Here is a 15,034-nt window from a genome sequence, read left to right on the forward strand (position 1 = left end):
CGGCGACGCCGAGCAGGCGGGCCGTCTCGCGGTGCCCCAGGCGGGTACGCGGATCGCGCCGCAGCAGCCCGGCCAGCACCGGCGCCAGCGGGCCGGCGTGCGGGGCCGGGTCGGGCGGCCGGGTGGCGAGTGCGGCGAGCGTGGCCATCGCGGTGCTGCGGGCGTACGGGGAGCGGCCCTCCACCGCGGCGTGCAGCGTGGCGCCGAGCGACCACATGTCCGCCTCGACGCTCGACACGCCCTCGGCGGCCCGCTCCGGTGCGACGTACTGGGGGGAGCCGAGGACCAGGCCGGGCCGGGTCATCGCGCCGTCGCCGCCCTGGAACACGGCCAGCCCGAAGTCGGTGAGCAGCACCCGCCCGTCCCGGGCCAGCAGCACGTTCGCGGGCTTCACGTCCCGGTGCAGCACCCCGGCGTCGTGCGCGGCGCGCAGCGCGGCAAGCACCGACAGGCCGATCTCGGCGGCGCGACCGGGCGGCAGCGGCCCGTCGGTCTCGATGATCTCCTGGAGCGAGCGCGACGGGACGTACTCCATGATCAGCCAGGGTTCGCCCTGGACCCGGACCACGTCGTAGACCCGCACCACGTTGGGGTGGTTGAGCCGCGCGGACGTCCGCGCCTCGCGCAGCGTACGGGCGCGCAGCTCGTCCTGCTCGTTCTCGGCGAGCCAGTTCGGCGGCACGACCTGCTTCACCGCGACCTCGCGTTGCAGCTCCTCGTCGCGCGCCCGCCAGACCTGGCCCATCCCGCCGCGGCCGACCAGTTCGAGCAGGCGGTACCGCCCGGCGATCACTACCTCCTGCACCGCACTCCTCACCGCTGGTCAGTGGTCCACAATAGCCAACGGATCGGACGGTACCTATCGCATGTCAGCGCGTCCTGCTCCTAACTCGCCGCGCCGGCGAGCAGGTTCCCCTCCGGGACGGCGATCGGGGACCGGTCACCGGCCAGCAGGGCGGTGGCCCGGCGGGTCTGGAACGCGTCGTGGTCGCGGCGGGCGGTGGCGTAGGCGGCGGCGGTCCGGGCGGCGATCGCCGACCAGGTGTAGCGCCGGCTGACCATGGTCCGGGCCTTGCGCGCCACCCGCCGGGCGAAGACCTCGTCGCCGAGCAGCCGGTCGACGGCGCCGGCCAGCGCGTCCGGGTCGCCGTGCGGGAACGTCACCCCCGTGACGCCGGGTTCGACGATCTCGGCCAGCCCGCCGGTACGCGCCACAGCGAGCGGCGCTCCGGCCGCAGCCGCCTCCAGCGCGATCATGCCGAACGGCTCGTAGAGGCTGGGGATCACCGTGGCGTCGGTGGCGGCGAGCACCGCGGGAAGCTGGGTGGCGTCCATGAAACCGGCGAACCGGACCGTGTCTCCCACGTGCAGCCGCCGCGCCTGGTCGACCAGCTCGTCGCGGTACGGCCCGTCCCCGGCGATCACCACCCGCAGGCCGGGGTGCCGCTTCGCCAGGTGCGGCACGGCGTGCACGAGGTGCTGCACGCCCTTCTCGTAGACCAGGCGGCCGGCGTACCCGACGAGCGGCCCGCCCGCGGCGAAGCGCGCCCGGGCGGAGGCGACCGCGTGCGGCCGCGCCCGCCAGGCCCGGTCGTCGACGCCGTTGGCGACCACGTCGATGCGTCCGGCCGGTACGCCGAACAGCCGGGCCACCTGGTCGCGCATGTACCCGGAGCAGGCGATCACCCGGCCGGAGGCGTTGCTCAGCCAGTGCTCGACGCCGTGGATGGTGCGGTTCATCTCCTCCGGCAGCCAGCCCTGGTGCCGGCCCGCCTCGGTGGCGTGGATGGTGGTCAGCAGCGGCACGTCCAGGTGCTCGGCCAGCGTGACGGCGGTGTGTGCAACCAGCCAGTCGTGGGCGTGGATCACGTCGTAGGTGCCGGACGAGGCGGCGCGCAGCGCGGCCCGGGTGAGCGTGTGGTTGAACGCCATCGTCCAGGCCAGCAGCGAATCGGTGGCGAGCGGGAACCGGACCGGATCCTCGGCGGCCCGGACGATGCGGACGCCGTCGGCGTACTCCTCCAGGGGAGCGCCCTCGGCGTGGCGGGTGACGACCGTGACCTCGTGCCCGGCGGCGGCAAGCGCCACTGACAGCGCGTGGACGTGGCGGCCGAGGCCACCGACGAGCACCGGCGGGTACTCCCAGGAGAGCAGCAGCACCCGCAGGCGCCGGGCGGGCTGGATGTCGATCACTTCGGCGTCAGCTGACACGCGGCCCCCTTCGAGTTGTGGCGTCCCCACCCCGGCGGCGTCGCCGCGGTGCCGGGTGGGGTCGCCGCCCATCCTGCCGAGGGGTCGATAACCGGCGGCGACGCGCCGGTTGCCGGTCTGTAACGCGTTACCGGCGCATCCGCCGAGCGCGTAGCAGCTCGGCCACCGACCACGCCTGGAACGGGCATCCGGTGGCCGCGTGCGGCGCCGCGCCGTCGGCTGTCTCGCTCACCGAGCCCAGGCCGTCCTCGGCGAGGTGGCCCACGAGCCCCACCAGCAGGTCGTCGGTGGGCAGCCCGGCCCGGCGGTACGCGTCCAGCAGCGGCCCGGTCAGCCACGGCCAGACGGTGCCCTGGTGGTACGCGGAGTCCCGCTCGGCGGGCCCGCCCCGGTGCCGTCCGGTGTAGCCGGGGGAGTCCGGGGCGAGGCTGCGCGGTCCGAGCGGGGTGAACAGCGCCTCGGTGATCCGTCGTAGCGTGGCCTCGTCCGGCTCCAGCGGGGCGTGCGGCAGGGACCAGGCGAGCAACTGGTTGGGGCGCAGCAGGTCGTCGTCGTGGTGCGCGGCCCCGCCGAGCGGGTACGCGGGCGCCGGGGCGTCGACCACGTCGTGCAGCCAGCCGGCCGGGGCGGGGAACCGCTCCCGGAATGCGGTGGTGGCCCGGTGGTGCAGGGCGTGCAACCCGGCGGCGTCGCGTCCGGCCAGCTCGGTCAGCTCGGCGAGCCCGGCCAGCCCGTTGATCCACAGCGCGTTGACCTCGACCGGCTTGCCGGTACGCGGGGTCACCGGCACCCCGTACACGCGGGCGTCCATCCAGGTGAGCGCCACGTCCGGCGGGCCGCCCTGGGCCAGCAGCCCGTCGGCCGGGTCGACGCCGATGCCGTACCGGGTGCCCGCCACGTGCGCCTCGATCACGCCGTGCAGCGCGGGCAGCAGCTCGTCGCCCAGGTCGGTGTCGCCGGTGACTGTGACGTGCCGGTGCACCGCGTGCAGGAACCACAGCGTCGCGTCGACGGTGTTGTACTCGACCCGGCCGGTGTCGGCCGTGTTCGCCAGCATGCCCTCGTTCAGCGTGGCCGCGTACGCCCGCAGCAGGTCCCGGCCCTCGTCGGCCCGGTTCGTGCACAGGAACAGGCCCTCGTAGGAGATCATCGTGTCCCGCGACCAGGCCCCGAACCAGGGGTAGCCGGCGACCACGTCGGGGCCGGTGGCGGTGCGCACCACGAACGCGTCGGCGGCCAGCGCGAGCGTCGCCTCGACCGCGTCGCCGGGTTCCGCCGCCGCGACCACCGCACGGCTGCGCCGCCGGGCCGCCTCGACCACGGCGGTCGCCGGTGGCGGCTCCTCGGCCAGCTCGTCCGCCCAGGCCAGCACGGACACGGTCGCGCCCGGCTCGTCGAGCGCGCCGGTGAACCGGCCCGCGTACCAGAGGTCCTCGTCCGGGTGCAGGCCGCGCTCGGCCTCGGTCCGGTGGCGCACCCCGTGCCACCACTGCCCCTCCGGGGTCCAGTCCGGCCCGGCCAGGCGGTACGCGCCGTCGATCACCGCGCCGCCGGCCGCCGGTTCCAGCCGGGGCGCCGGGCCGTCGGCGCGCCGCTCGCCGTGCGCGTCGCGCCAGGTGCAGGCCGCGGCCAGGTCCAGCCGCACCGGGCCGCCGGAGATCAGCCGGTGCACCACCGCCACGCAGGAACGGCCGTACGTCATGGCGATCTCCCGCTCGATCACCACGTCGCCGATGCGCCAGCGCCAGCGGGGCACCCCGTCGGCCAGGTCGAAGCGCTCCAGCAGCTCGAAGCCGCGCGGGTCGACCACGCCGGAGGACCACTCGTGCGCGCCGAGGCGGACCTGCCGCCCCGACGGCAGTGTCACCGCCGGGTCGAGGCTCACGAGTCCCACCTTGCGGGACGCCGGCGTGTCACCGGCCACCACGAGCAGCCCGTGATACCGGCGGGTACGCAGTCCGGCGACGGTGCCCATGGCGTACCCGCCGCGCCCGTCCGTGACCAGCCATTCCCGCGCGGCGGCGGCGGACAGCTCGCCGCAGACCCGCGGCCCGAAACGGATGTCGATCAACTTTCCTCCACCGGCAGCGAGGTGTGACATGCCACGGCGACAATGGCCGCTGTGGAGATGTACCCCGGCGGCGTCGAAGATGTGCCAGTGATCACCGACCGGTCGACCTCCGCGTCCCCCGACCCCGAGCGGCACCGGCTCGCCCAGGCCGACGCCGGGGAGCAGGACTGGCGCGCATGGGGCCCCTATCTGTCCGAGCGGGCGTGGGGGACGGTCCGGGAGGACTACAGCGAACACGGCACGGCGTGGGACTACTTCCCCCACGACCACGCGCGGTCCCGAGCGTACCGGTGGAACGAGGACGGCATGGCGGGCGTCTGCGACGACCGGCAGACGTTCTGCTTCGCGCTCGCGCTGTGGAACGGGCGCGACCCGATCCTCAAGGAGCGGATGTTCGGCCTCGGCGGCGACGGCGGCAACCACGGGGAGGACGTCAAGGAGTACTGGTGGTACCTCGACAGCACGCCGACGCACTCCTTCATGCGCTGGCGCTACCACTACCCGCAGGCCGCCTTCCCGTACGACGAGCTGGTCGCGGTGAACGCGCTGCGCGGCCGGGACGACACCGAGTACGAGCTGGTGGACACCGGCATCTTCGACGACGACAGGTACTGGGCGGTGACTGTCGACTACGCCAAGGCGTCGCCGACGGACATGTGCGTGCTGGTCACAGTGGCGAACCGGGGCGACGAGGACGCGACGCTGCACGTGCTGCCGACGCTGTGGTTCCGCAACACCTGGGCGTGGGGCCTGCCGGGCACCGACCGGATGCCGAAGCTGACCGGCGAGGAGGCCGGGGCGCGGGGCGGCGCCCGGCTCGTCGGTGACCACTGGGTGCTCGGCCAGATCCTGCTGGAGGGCGACGGCGACGCGGTGCCGCTGCTGTGCGACAACGAGACCAACGCCGAGCGGCTGTGGGGGCTGCCCGGGCGGTCGGCGTACCCGAAGGACGGCATCAACGACCACGTCGTGGCCGGCGCGGCCACCGTCAACCCGGACCGCACCGGCACCAAGGGCGCGCTGCACTACGTGCTGGACGTACCGGCGGGCGAGCAGCGGCAGATCCGGCTGCGGCTGACCCGTACCGCGCCGCCGCCGGCCGCCGCGCCACCCGCCCCGGCCGACCTGGGCGACGGGTTCGACACCGTGCTCTGGGCGCGCCGGGCCGAGGCGAACCGCTTCTTCGACAGCGTCATCCCGGCCGCCGCCACCGCCGACGAGGCCCTGGTCGCGCGCCAGGCCATCGCCGGGCTCATGTGGGGCAAGCAGTTCTACCACTTCGACGTCGAACGCTGGCTCGCCGGCGACCCCGGCTCCGCGCCCCCGCCGTCCGGCCGCCGGCACGGGCGCAACAGCGCCTGGTGGCACATGAACAGCTTCGACGTGATCTCCATGCCGGACCCGTGGGAGTACCCCTGGTACGCGGCCTGGGACCTGGCCTTCCACTGCGTCACCATCGCCCGGGTCGACCCGGGCTTCGCCAAGGAGCAGATCCTCCTGCTGCTGCGCGAGTGGTACCTGCACCCCAACGGGCAGATCCCGGCGTACGAGTGGGCGTTCGGGGACGTGAACCCGCCGGTGCACGCCTGGGCGGCGCTGAGGGTCTTCGAGATCGACGGCTCCCGGGACCACGAGTTCCTCGCCCGGGTGATGCACAAGCTGCTGCTCAACTTCACCTGGTGGGTCAACCGCAAGGACACCGGCGGCAACAACGTCTTCGAGGGCGGCTTCCTCGGGCTGGACAACGTCGGCCCGTTCGACCGCTCGGCCGCGCTGCCGGTCGCCGGGGTGCTGGAGCAGTCCGACGGCACCGGCTGGATGGCCATGTACGCGCTCAACCTGCTCGACATGGCGATCGTGCTGGCCGAGCACGACCGCGCGTACGTGGACACCGCCACCAAGTTCTTCGAGCACTTCGCGTACATCGCCGCGGCGGCGTACCACCAGGGGCTGTGGGACGCCGAGGACGCGTTCTTCTACGACGTGCTGCGCCTGGCCGACGGGACGAAGGTGCCGCTGAAGGTGCGCTCGGTGGTCGGGCTGCTGCCGCTCGCAGCCGTCACCCGGCTCACCGCCCGGACCATGCGCCGCCTGCCCGAGCTGGGCGCCCGGCTGCGCTGGTTCCTCACCAACCGCCCCGAGTACGCCGAGGTGATCGGCGCCCGCCGGATCGGGCCCGACGGCCGCCAGCAGCGGCTGCTGTCGATGGTCGCCCCGGACCAGGTGGTACGGCTGCTGGCCCGGATGCTCGACACCGACGAGTTCCTCTCCGAGTACGGGCTGCGCACGCTGTCCCGGGCCCACCTGGACAAGCCGTTCACCGTCACGCTCGGCGGGCAGGAGTTCAGCGTCGGCTACGAGCCGGCCGAGTCGACCAGCGGCCTGTTCGGCGGCAACTCCAACTGGCGCGGCCCGATCTGGATGCCGACGAACTTCCTGCTGATCAGCGCGCTGCGCGACTACGCCGCGTTCTTCGGCGACGACCTCCAGGTCGAGTACCCGACCCGGTCCGGCGTGAAGCGCACGCTCGACGAGATCGCCGACGACCTGTCCGCGCGGCTGATCTCGCTGTTCACCCGCGACGGCTGGGGACGGCGGCCGATCTACGGCGCCGCCCAGCTGTTCCAGACCCACCCGGACTGGCGCGACCTGATCTGCTTCCCGGAGTACTTCCACGGCGACAACGGCGCCGGCCTGGGCGCCTGGCACCAGACCGGGTGGACCGCGCTGGTCGCCGACCTGATCCTCACCTTGCGCCGCTGACGCGGCCGAACCCTCACCTTGCGTCGCTGACGCGGCCGAACCCTCACCTTGCGTCGCTGACGCGCGGGGCGCGACGGGAAGCCCTCGCCGCGCCCCGCACGCTCACGGCAGCGGCAGGAACGCCAGCCGGGCGTGGTACTCGCCGGCCACCGTCACCGTGTCGCTGCCGACCCACAGACCCCGGTCGGTGGCGTACAGCTCGCCGGTGCCCACCCCGCGGTCCTTCGTCGGGTTCCAGGGCAGCGCCTTGCCCGTGGTCGGGTGGATCGCCCCGATGCCCGGCCGGGACACCGCGCCCGGACCGGCCGAGTTGCGGCCCTGCGGGTTGTCCAGCCAGCGCTGGTGCCCGCCGACGTAGACCGCCGCGCCGGTCACCGCCACCGACAGCAGCGTGTCGCCGCCGGTGTAGTTGGCCCAGGTCGGCTGCTTGCCGCCGGTGGCCGTACCGAACTCGAAGCGCGCCGCGGCGTCGCAGAGCGTGCCCGGGAACGCCGCGCCGGTGGTGACGACCGCGAACCAGGTGCCGTCCGGGGAGATGTCCACCCCGCGCAGGTACGACGGCATCGACCGCGCGCACTGCGGCTGGTAGCGGTCGGTGGCCCAGCCGGAGAGCGTGGCGCCCGCGCCGGACAGGTTCGCCACCGCGAGCTGGTGCCGGGCCACCCCCGCCACCGTGCTGAAGTTGCCGGCGAACACCAGCCGGGTGCCGTCGGCGGAGACGTCCAGCGCCTCGACCTTCACCGGCGCGGTGGCGCCGGACGTGGTCTTGCGCGGGCCGGCCAGGTTCAGGTTGACCGACGCGTCGGCCGCCCCGGTGGTGGCGTTCACCGCCGCCAGGGCACGCCGGGTCACCCCGCCGACGGTCTGGAACGCGCCGCCGACGATCAGCCGGTTGCCGACCAGGCGTACGTCGTTCACCTGGTTGTTCAGCGCCGGCGTGGTGAAACCGGCGACCCGGGCGCCGGTGGCCGCGTCGATCCGGGCCAGCCGGGACGCCGCCGTGCCGTTGACAGTGGTGAACGCGCCGCCGATGTAGAGCGAGCGGCCGTCCGGCGCGGCGGCGAGCGCCTTGACCGCGCCGTTGACCTGCGGCCGGAACGTGGTGTCGATCCGGCCGGTGGTCGCGTCCAGCGCCACCAGCCGGGGCATCGCCAGCTGGGCCGACTGGCCGGCGTTGCGCACCTTGGTGAACGTGCCTGCCACGTACACGCGGTTGCCGATCTGGAGGATGCGGTGGACGGTGCCGTCCAGCGCGTGCGGCGTCCAGTCGACCGGGTTGGTGCCGACCACTGTGGTGTGTGAGGCGTTGACGGCCAGCGCCGGGGATCCCGGCAGCGCCGCGCCCGCGACGGCGAGCGTCGCGGCCACCGCGACGGCGGCGCGCCGCCGGCGCCGTCGTCCAGGTGGATGATCGGGTGAGATCGTCATGGCCGAAGCATGCCGTCGGACCAGGGATTCCGCAGTCGGGTAGCCGCCGGTAACGGGCCGCCGACCGGATAATCCGCGTGGCCCGTCCGGCGGTCGGACAGTACGGTGTGCGAGGTCCGCGAGGGGGAGGGGGACGCGATGCCGTCGCGCCGGGACGCCGCCGTGCTGGTCTTCGACGCCGACGACACGCTCTGGGAGAACAACGTCCTGTTCGAGCGCGTCATCGACGACTTCCTCACCTGGCTCGACCACCCCACGCTGGACCGGGCCCGGATCCGCGCGGTGCTCGACGACATCGAGCGCGCGAACGCCGTTGCGCACGGCTACGGCAGCAAGGTCTTCCTGCGCAGCCTCGGCGAGTGCCTGGAGAAGCTGCGCGAGCGTCCGGCCACCGCGCGGGAGCGCACCGAGATCGAGCAGCTCGCCGCGGCGCTGGTCGGGCACCAGGTGGAGCTGATGCCGGGCGTGGCCGAGACGCTCGACGACCTGGCCGGGCGGCACGAGCTGCTGCTGCTGACCAAGGGCGAGCGCGAGGAGCAGCAGCGCAAGCTGGACGCGTGCGGGCTGCTGCACCACTTCCGCGCCGCGCACATCGTGCCGGAGAAGGACGCGGACACCTACCGCTGGCTGGCCCGCGAGCACGCCTTCGACCCGGCCGCCGCCTGGATGATCGGCAACTCGCCGCGCTCGGACATCCTGCCCGCGCGGGCGGCCGGGATGAACGCGGTCTTCATCCCGAACGAGAACACCTGGGTCCTGGAGCACGACGAGCTGGACCCGTCCGACCAGTGGGTGATCCGGCTGGCCGCGTTCCCCGACCTGGTCCACCACTTCTGACCGGGCCGGTAACGTCCGGGACGTGCCGCTGACCTTCCCGTCGCACCTGGCGCCGGTGCTGCCGCTGAAGCTGTGGCGGCCGGGCTGGTTCGACGGGGTGGCGCTGTGCACCGGCGCGGTGGCGCCGGACGTCGCGTACCTGTTCACCGGCACGGCGCCGGCCCAGAACCTGCGCACGCACACGCTCGGCGGCCTGCTCTGGTGGTGCCTGCCGGTCGCCCTCGTGTACGCCTGGGTGGTGCGCCGCGTGATCGCCGGCATCGCGGTGCACCTGCCCGGGCAGCGGTTGTTCGGCTGGCCCTGGTACGCGACCCTGGCCCGGGTACGCCACCCCTGGCAGGTCACCGTCTGCTCGGTGCTCATCGGCGCGTTCAGCCACGTGGCGTGGGACCGGGTCAGCGACAGCGAGCGGCTGCCCCGGCTGCTGGGGATCGCGGACTTCCACGCCGTGACCGGCGTGTACTGGTACCGGTTCGTGGACGTGGTGGCCGGTCTCGCCGGTGCGCTGCTGGTGGTCGTCCTGGCCGTCTCCGAGGCCCGCCGCGGCGTGCGGACCGGTGGCGTACGCGAACCCGTGCCGGAGACGAACCCGTCGGTGTTCTGGCGGGTGGCGCTGGCGGTCACCGGGCTCGGCGCGCTGCTGATGCCCGCGCTGCCGGCGGCCGGCGTCCCCGCCCCAGCGGGCGTCCGGGCGCTGCACGTGGCCGCGCTGGCGCTCGTCGCCGGGGCCGTCGCGGCCCGGACCGTCCCGCCGCGACCGGCCGGGCGCAGTCCGCGTCTCGAAGTCGAACAGCGCGAAACCGGCTGACCCCGTTACGCCGACATGCCGCAATTCGGCATAGACATCAATCACAAGCGCGGTCGCCGGTCATCGCTTGTCCGGCCTGCGCGGACGCGCCTAGCCTGAGCCGGCGCCCACGTCTCGTCGGGGTGAGACGGGGGCGCACCGGAGTCCGGTGGTAAGAGCACCGTGGAGCTGAGTGCGGGCATACCGGCTCGCCGTGCGGAGCCCGGCGGAAGGCGTCGTGCCACGCCTGCCGCGTTCCCGCGGCGCAGACCGCTACCGAACCGGACGGCCGGGGTCAGGACCGGGGAGTTGCGGACCCGGTCCTGACCCGTCCGGCACCCCTCACCGCCGCCCGGATTGCCGGTGGGACACCTCTGGTGCGTGAGCCGGTCACGGAGCGACACTGAGTCATGACACCTCAGCGCGTACCGCTGCTCGCCGGCCTGGTCGTGCTGTTCGCGGCGGCCTGCACGGCGACCGGCCACGACGGCGCGTCCCCGGCGCCCACCCCGACGGTCGCGGCGGCGTCCGCGCCGGCCGGGACCGATGCGCCGGAAGCCACGCCCACCCCGCCCGTGCCGACCGAGGCGGCGTCGACCGCCGGATCCTGGCGCGTCACCTGGGGCTGGGCGGTGCCCGGCGGCCCCGCCCGGGTGACTCATCGGGTACGGGTGCCGGTCACCCCGCCGCCCGGGGAACCGCTGCCCGTCCTGGTGGCGGTCGACGTCGGCGACCACCCGGCGGAGGGGTTCAGCCGGATCACGTTCGCCTTCCGCGGACCCACACCGTCCTACGAGGTCGCCTACGTGCCGCAGGTGGTGACCGAGGGGCGTGGAGCACCGGTCGCGCTGCCCGGCACGGCGTACCTGTCGGTGCGTTTCGAGCCGGCCCAGGCGCACGACGCCCGGGGCGGCGGTACGGCGGACCTGCCACCGGCGGCCATCCGCTTCCCGACGCTGCGCGGATGGGCCGTGGCCGGCGACTTCGAGGGGCACCTCAGCTTCGGGCTCGGCCTGCGACCGCCCGAAGGCGGCCGGCTGCCGGTGCGGCTGGGGGAGGGCGACCGCCCGGACGGCACGCACGTCGTCTCGGTCGACGTGCGGCGGAGCTGACGCGGCCCGCACCGGCGGGACCGGTGCGGGCCGACGGGTCAGCGGTCGATGATGTTGTTGTTCTCGTCGATGCCGTGGGTACGCCAGTAGACGTCCCACTCGTCGTCGACGTGCTTCGGCACCTTGCCCTCCGGGTAGCGCACGTACGGCGGCGTCGGTTCCTCACCGTCCGGCACGCAGGAGCTGCCGCCCTGCGGGCCGACCGCGATCACCGGGTACTCGTCGCTGCCGCAGATGCTCTGCCGCAGGGAACAACCGGTGGTCGCCATCAGCCCGGCCAGCCCGAGGACGGCAAGAACGACCATGATTCGAGTTCGCACGGGGAGAATTGTCGTCGCCGCGGGCGGCCCCGCCATCGGTACGGGTACTCAATTCTCGTGACGTCGGTGACTCAGGTCAGCTCGCCCCGCACGATCGCCACCGCCACCCGGCAGAACTCGTCCATGTCCGGCTGGAAGCCGGCCGCGATGTCCGGGTGCAGGCCGGAGCGGGTCTCGTCGAGCAACCGACGGCAGACGTCCTCCACCGGCTCGCCCGCGTAGCCGGCGCGGACCCGGTCGGCGGCCGCCTGGAGGGCCGAGGTCAGCTGATCCTCAAGCGGGCCGCGCAGCTTCTGCTGCACAGGGTCGAGCCCGCTCGGATCGAGCGTGACGTGTGGCTCCGACATCGGCACTCCCTTCCTCGGCGTCCGCGGTACCCCACCGCGGACGTCGGTCAAACCATCGTCGGTACGGCCGACACCCGGACCCGATACGAGAAATCCTCCGCCGGCTCCTCGACGTACGACAGCCGGCGGATCTGCCGGTCGTCGGACCAGAGCGCGACGTCAACCAGCACCCCGAGGTGAGCGAGACCGATGCTGGAGACCCGCTTCTTGTCCTGGAGCACCGCGCACACGCCGCCCAGCAGCGTGCTGGCGTCGGAGGTGCGGTGCCCGGGCGGACAGCGCAGGGTCAGGTCCACCTCGACCGGCCCGGTCAGCGGGGTCCACCCGGTGCGCTGGGCCGCCGTGCAGGCGGCCTGAAGCAGGGTGCGGACCCTCGTCGCCTGCCGGTGCCCGGCGGCGAAGATGGACAGGGCCTCGGTCTTGACCGGGGGCAGGCCGCTCACCTCGAACGTCAGGGCGAGAGCGCGGGTGTCCTGCACGACGGCACCTCCTCGGGGGAATCCTGCCCAACCGGGGAACGCGCGCACGGCACTTCCCGTCAGAACCAACCGATCGGGCGGGCGATGGGGGACGGCCGGAGGCGCATCGGCGTCGACGGCGACGCGCCGGCTACGGAGCCAGCCCCACGCTAGTGCAGACCGCTGACGCTGGGTAGCCTCGCCGTTTCACTACGTGGGACGACGTGTCGATCGCCCCGGCCCGGTTCGTGCCGTCGCCGTCACATGTCCGTGATGTTTCGCTCCGTCGCAGGTCGGGCACGTTCAGCCGCACGACACGCCCGGGGCGTCGGGCGATCGGGCCGATGCCCCGGTCGTCTCGCCGTGCACCGGGGCACGGGTCACTCCCCGGATCTTCGCCGAAGAGAGGGGGAGGGTGATGACGACAGTCCCCGACACGGCCGCACGGCGGCCGGCCGGACGCGCGGCGGCAGCGGCCGCCGCGCTCGCGTTGGTGGCCCCGCTGGCCGCCTGCGGATCCGGCGGCGACGGCGGCGTCCCCACGATCAACCTGTACTACCCGCCGGAGCAGAACCTGCAGAAGGTCGTCGACACCTGCAACACGCAGGCCCAGGGGCGGTACCGGATCGACTACCGGGTGCTGCCGCGCGAGGCCGACGAGCAGCGGGTGCAGATGGTGCGGCGGCTCGCCGCGCAGGACAACGGGATGGACGTGCTCGGCCTGGACGTCACGTGGACCCAGGAGTTCGCCAGCGCGAAGTGGATCCGGGAGTGGACCGGCCAGGACAAGGCCGAGGTCGAGCAGGGCACGCTGGGCGGCCCGCTGGACACCGCCCGGTACGAGGACAAGCTCTACGCCGCGCCCAAGAACACCAACGTGCAGCTGCTGTGGTACCGGTCCGACCTGGTGTCGCAGCCGCCGAAGACCTGGGACGAGATGATCTCGGCCGCCCAGCAGCTCAAGGAGCAGGGCAAGCCGTACCAGGTGCTGACCATGGGCGCCCAGTACGAGGGCCTGGTGGTGCTCTACAACACGCTCGCCGAGAGCGCCGGCGGCAGGATCCTCAGTGACGACGGCAAGAAGGCGGAGATGGACGCCGGCGCGGTACGCGCGCTCGACCAGCTCAAGAAGTTCGCCACGTCGGGCGTGACCTCGCCGTCGTTCAGCAATGCGCTGGAGGACCCGGTGCGGCTGGAGTTCCAGTCCGGCAAGGGCGCGTTCCAGGTGAACTGGCCGTTCGTCTATCCGGCGCTCCAGGAGGCCAACCCCGAGCTGGCGAAGAACGTGAAGTGGGCCCGGGTGCCGGGCATCGACCCGGGCACCCCCAGCAAGGTCACCATCGGCGGGGTCAACCTGGCGGTCAGCACCTACTCGAAGCACCCGGAGGAGTCGTTCGAGGCGGCCCGCTGCCTGCGTAACGCCGAGAACCAGAAGTTCTCCGCCGTCAACGACGGCGTGCCGCCCACCATCGAGGCCGTCTACGACGACCCGGAGATGACCGAGGCGTACCCGATGAAGGAGACCATCCTGGAGGAGCTGAAGGAGCCGGCGGTGCGGCCGCTGACCCCGGCGTACCAGAGCATCTCCACGGTGATGTCGGCGATCCTGTCGCCGCCGTCGGCGATCCGGCCCGAGCAGACCGCTGACGAGCTGCGCAAGGCGATCTCCGACGCGCTGGAGTCCAAGGGGGTTCTGCCATGAGCGTGAACGCCACCCCGGCCGGCGCGCAGGCCGCCGCCGAGGCCGAGGCCGAGCAGCCCGGCGGCCGGCACGCCGCCGTACCGGAGCAGCGGTCCCGGCGCGGCTCCCGCGCCCCGCTGAGTGACAACAAGCGCGCCGAGCGGCGCCTCGGCCTGCTGCTGTGCGCGCCGGCCGCGCTGGTCATGGTGCTGGTCACCGCGTACCCGATCCTGTACTCGGTCTGGCTGTCGCTGCAGCGTTTCGACCTGCGCTTCCCCGACGAGCGGGAGTTCGTCGGCCTGGAGAACTACGTCACCGTGCTGACGAACGACTTCTGGTGGACCGCGTTCGGGGTGACCGCGCTGATCACGGTGGTCACCGTCGCGGTCGAGCTGGTGCTCGGCATGGGCCTGGCGCTGATCATGCACCGGACGCTCGTCGGCCGCGGCATCGTCCGCACCGCGGCGCTGATCCCGTACGGCATCGTCACTGTGGTCGCGGCCTTCTCCTGGCGGTACGCCTGGACGCCCGGCACCGGCTACCTGGCGAACCTGTTCGACGGCAGCGCCCCGCTGACCGAGCGGGCCAGCTCGCTGGCGATCATCATGCTGGCGGAGATCTGGAAGACCACCCCGTTCATGGCGCTGCTGCTGATGGCCGGGCTGGCGCTGGTGCCGGAGGACCTGCTCAAGGCGGCCTCCACCGACGGCGCGACGGCGTGGCAGCGGTTCACCAAGGTGATGCTGCCGGTGATGAAGCCGGCCATCCTGGTCGCGCTGCTGTTCCGCACGCTCGACGCGTTCCGCGTCTTCGACAACATCTTCGTGCTCACCAACGGCGGCAACGAGACGTCGTCGGTGTCGATGCTCGCCTACAACAACCTGATCCGGGGCCTGAACCTCGGCATCGGCTCCACGATGTCGGTGCTGATCTTCATCACCGTGGCGATCATCGCCTTCGTGTTCGTGAAGCTGTTCGGCACCGCTGCCCCGGGCAGCGACGATGGGGAGAGGCGCTGA

13 protein-coding genes are annotated in these 15,034 nt (G+C 73.3%); 6 read left to right on the top strand and 7 right to left on the bottom strand.

The window, feature by feature from the left end:
• The 3 genes from ABD52_RS10530 to ABD52_RS10540 form a co-directional block, all read right to left on the bottom strand.
• A partial coding sequence (locus tag ABD52_RS10530; protein ID WP_235437437.1) for a serine/threonine-protein kinase occupies nt 1–745 on the bottom strand: 745 nt, incomplete at its 3' end.
• 140 nt (nt 746–885) lie between these two features.
• Complete coding sequence (locus tag ABD52_RS10535; RefSeq protein ID WP_235437435.1) at nt 886–2,211, bottom strand: glycosyltransferase family 4 protein; 1,326 nt, start codon at nt 2,209–2,211, stop codon at nt 886–888.
• 127 nt (nt 2,212–2,338) lie between these two features.
• Nucleotides 2,339–4,282 carry an amylo-alpha-1,6-glucosidase gene (locus ABD52_RS10540; RefSeq protein ID WP_047891677.1) on the bottom strand — a complete coding sequence of 648 codons (1,944 nt, stop codon included), beginning with the start codon at nt 4,280–4,282 and terminating at the stop codon, nt 2,339–2,341.
• A gap of 42 nt (nt 4,283–4,324) precedes the next feature.
• On the opposite strand from ABD52_RS10540, the gene ABD52_RS10545 reads away from it, so the two are divergent.
• The gene (locus tag ABD52_RS10545) at nt 4,325–7,045 is read left to right on the top strand and encodes a glucosidase (protein ID WP_047891678.1); all 2,721 of its coding nucleotides are present in this window, start codon (nt 4,325–4,327) and stop codon (nt 7,043–7,045) included.
• Between the two features lie 102 nt (nt 7,046–7,147).
• Here ABD52_RS10545 and ABD52_RS10550 read toward each other — a convergent pair whose 3' ends face one another.
• The gene (locus tag ABD52_RS10550) at nt 7,148–8,473 is read right to left on the bottom strand and encodes a hypothetical protein (RefSeq protein WP_225319693.1); all 1,326 of its coding nucleotides are present in this window, start codon (nt 8,471–8,473) and stop codon (nt 7,148–7,150) included.
• 138 nt (nt 8,474–8,611) lie between these two features.
• Between ABD52_RS10550 and ABD52_RS10555 the strand changes: the two genes are divergently transcribed.
• From ABD52_RS10555 to ABD52_RS10565, 3 genes are all read left to right on the top strand, one after another.
• Nucleotides 8,612–9,310, top strand: a complete 699-nt coding sequence (locus ABD52_RS10555; protein ID WP_030272748.1) for an HAD family hydrolase — start codon at nt 8,612–8,614, stop codon at nt 9,308–9,310.
• A gap of 22 nt (nt 9,311–9,332) precedes the next feature.
• Complete coding sequence (locus ABD52_RS10560; RefSeq protein WP_047891680.1) at nt 9,333–10,118, top strand: DUF4184 family protein; 786 nt, start codon at nt 9,333–9,335, stop codon at nt 10,116–10,118.
• 389 nt (nt 10,119–10,507) lie between these two features.
• A complete protein-coding gene (locus tag ABD52_RS10565) occupies nt 10,508–11,209 on the top strand; it encodes a hypothetical protein (protein WP_013287314.1) in 702 nt (233 codons plus the stop codon).
• A gap of 38 nt (nt 11,210–11,247) precedes the next feature.
• On the opposite strand, the gene ABD52_RS10570 is transcribed toward ABD52_RS10565, so the two are convergent.
• The 3 genes from ABD52_RS10570 to ABD52_RS10580 all read right to left on the bottom strand — a co-directional run bounded on the left by ABD52_RS10570 (nt 11,248) and on the right by ABD52_RS10580 (nt 12,355).
• On the bottom strand, nt 11,248–11,529 hold the full coding sequence (locus ABD52_RS10570) for an SCO0607 family lipoprotein (RefSeq protein WP_225319692.1): 282 nt from the start codon (nt 11,527–11,529) through the stop codon (nt 11,248–11,250).
• A gap of 71 nt (nt 11,530–11,600) precedes the next feature.
• On the bottom strand, nt 11,601–11,876 hold the full coding sequence (locus tag ABD52_RS10575; RefSeq protein WP_013287312.1) for a hypothetical protein: 276 nt from the start codon (nt 11,874–11,876) through the stop codon (nt 11,601–11,603).
• A gap of 47 nt (nt 11,877–11,923) precedes the next feature.
• On the bottom strand, nt 11,924–12,355 hold the full coding sequence (locus tag ABD52_RS10580) for a hypothetical protein (protein WP_013287311.1): 432 nt from the start codon (nt 12,353–12,355) through the stop codon (nt 11,924–11,926).
• Nucleotides 12,356–12,752: 397 nt separating this feature from the next.
• On the opposite strand from ABD52_RS10580, the gene ABD52_RS10585 reads away from it, so the two are divergent.
• Nucleotides 12,753–14,036 (top strand): ABC transporter substrate-binding protein, encoded by a 1,284-nt coding sequence (locus ABD52_RS10585; RefSeq protein ID WP_047891681.1) that lies wholly within the window; start codon nt 12,753–12,755, stop codon nt 14,034–14,036.
• Nucleotides 14,033–15,034 carry a carbohydrate ABC transporter permease gene (locus tag ABD52_RS10590; RefSeq protein WP_013287309.1) on the top strand — a complete coding sequence of 334 codons (1,002 nt, stop codon included), beginning with the start codon at nt 14,033–14,035 and terminating at the stop codon, nt 15,032–15,034. The genes ABD52_RS10585 and ABD52_RS10590 overlap by 4 nt, the downstream gene beginning before the upstream one ends.

The sequence above is a fragment of the Micromonospora sp. RV43 genome, from assembly GCF_001029515.1.
In the GTDB taxonomy this organism is placed as follows: domain Bacteria; phylum Actinomycetota; class Actinomycetes; order Mycobacteriales; family Micromonosporaceae; genus Micromonospora; species Micromonospora aurantiaca.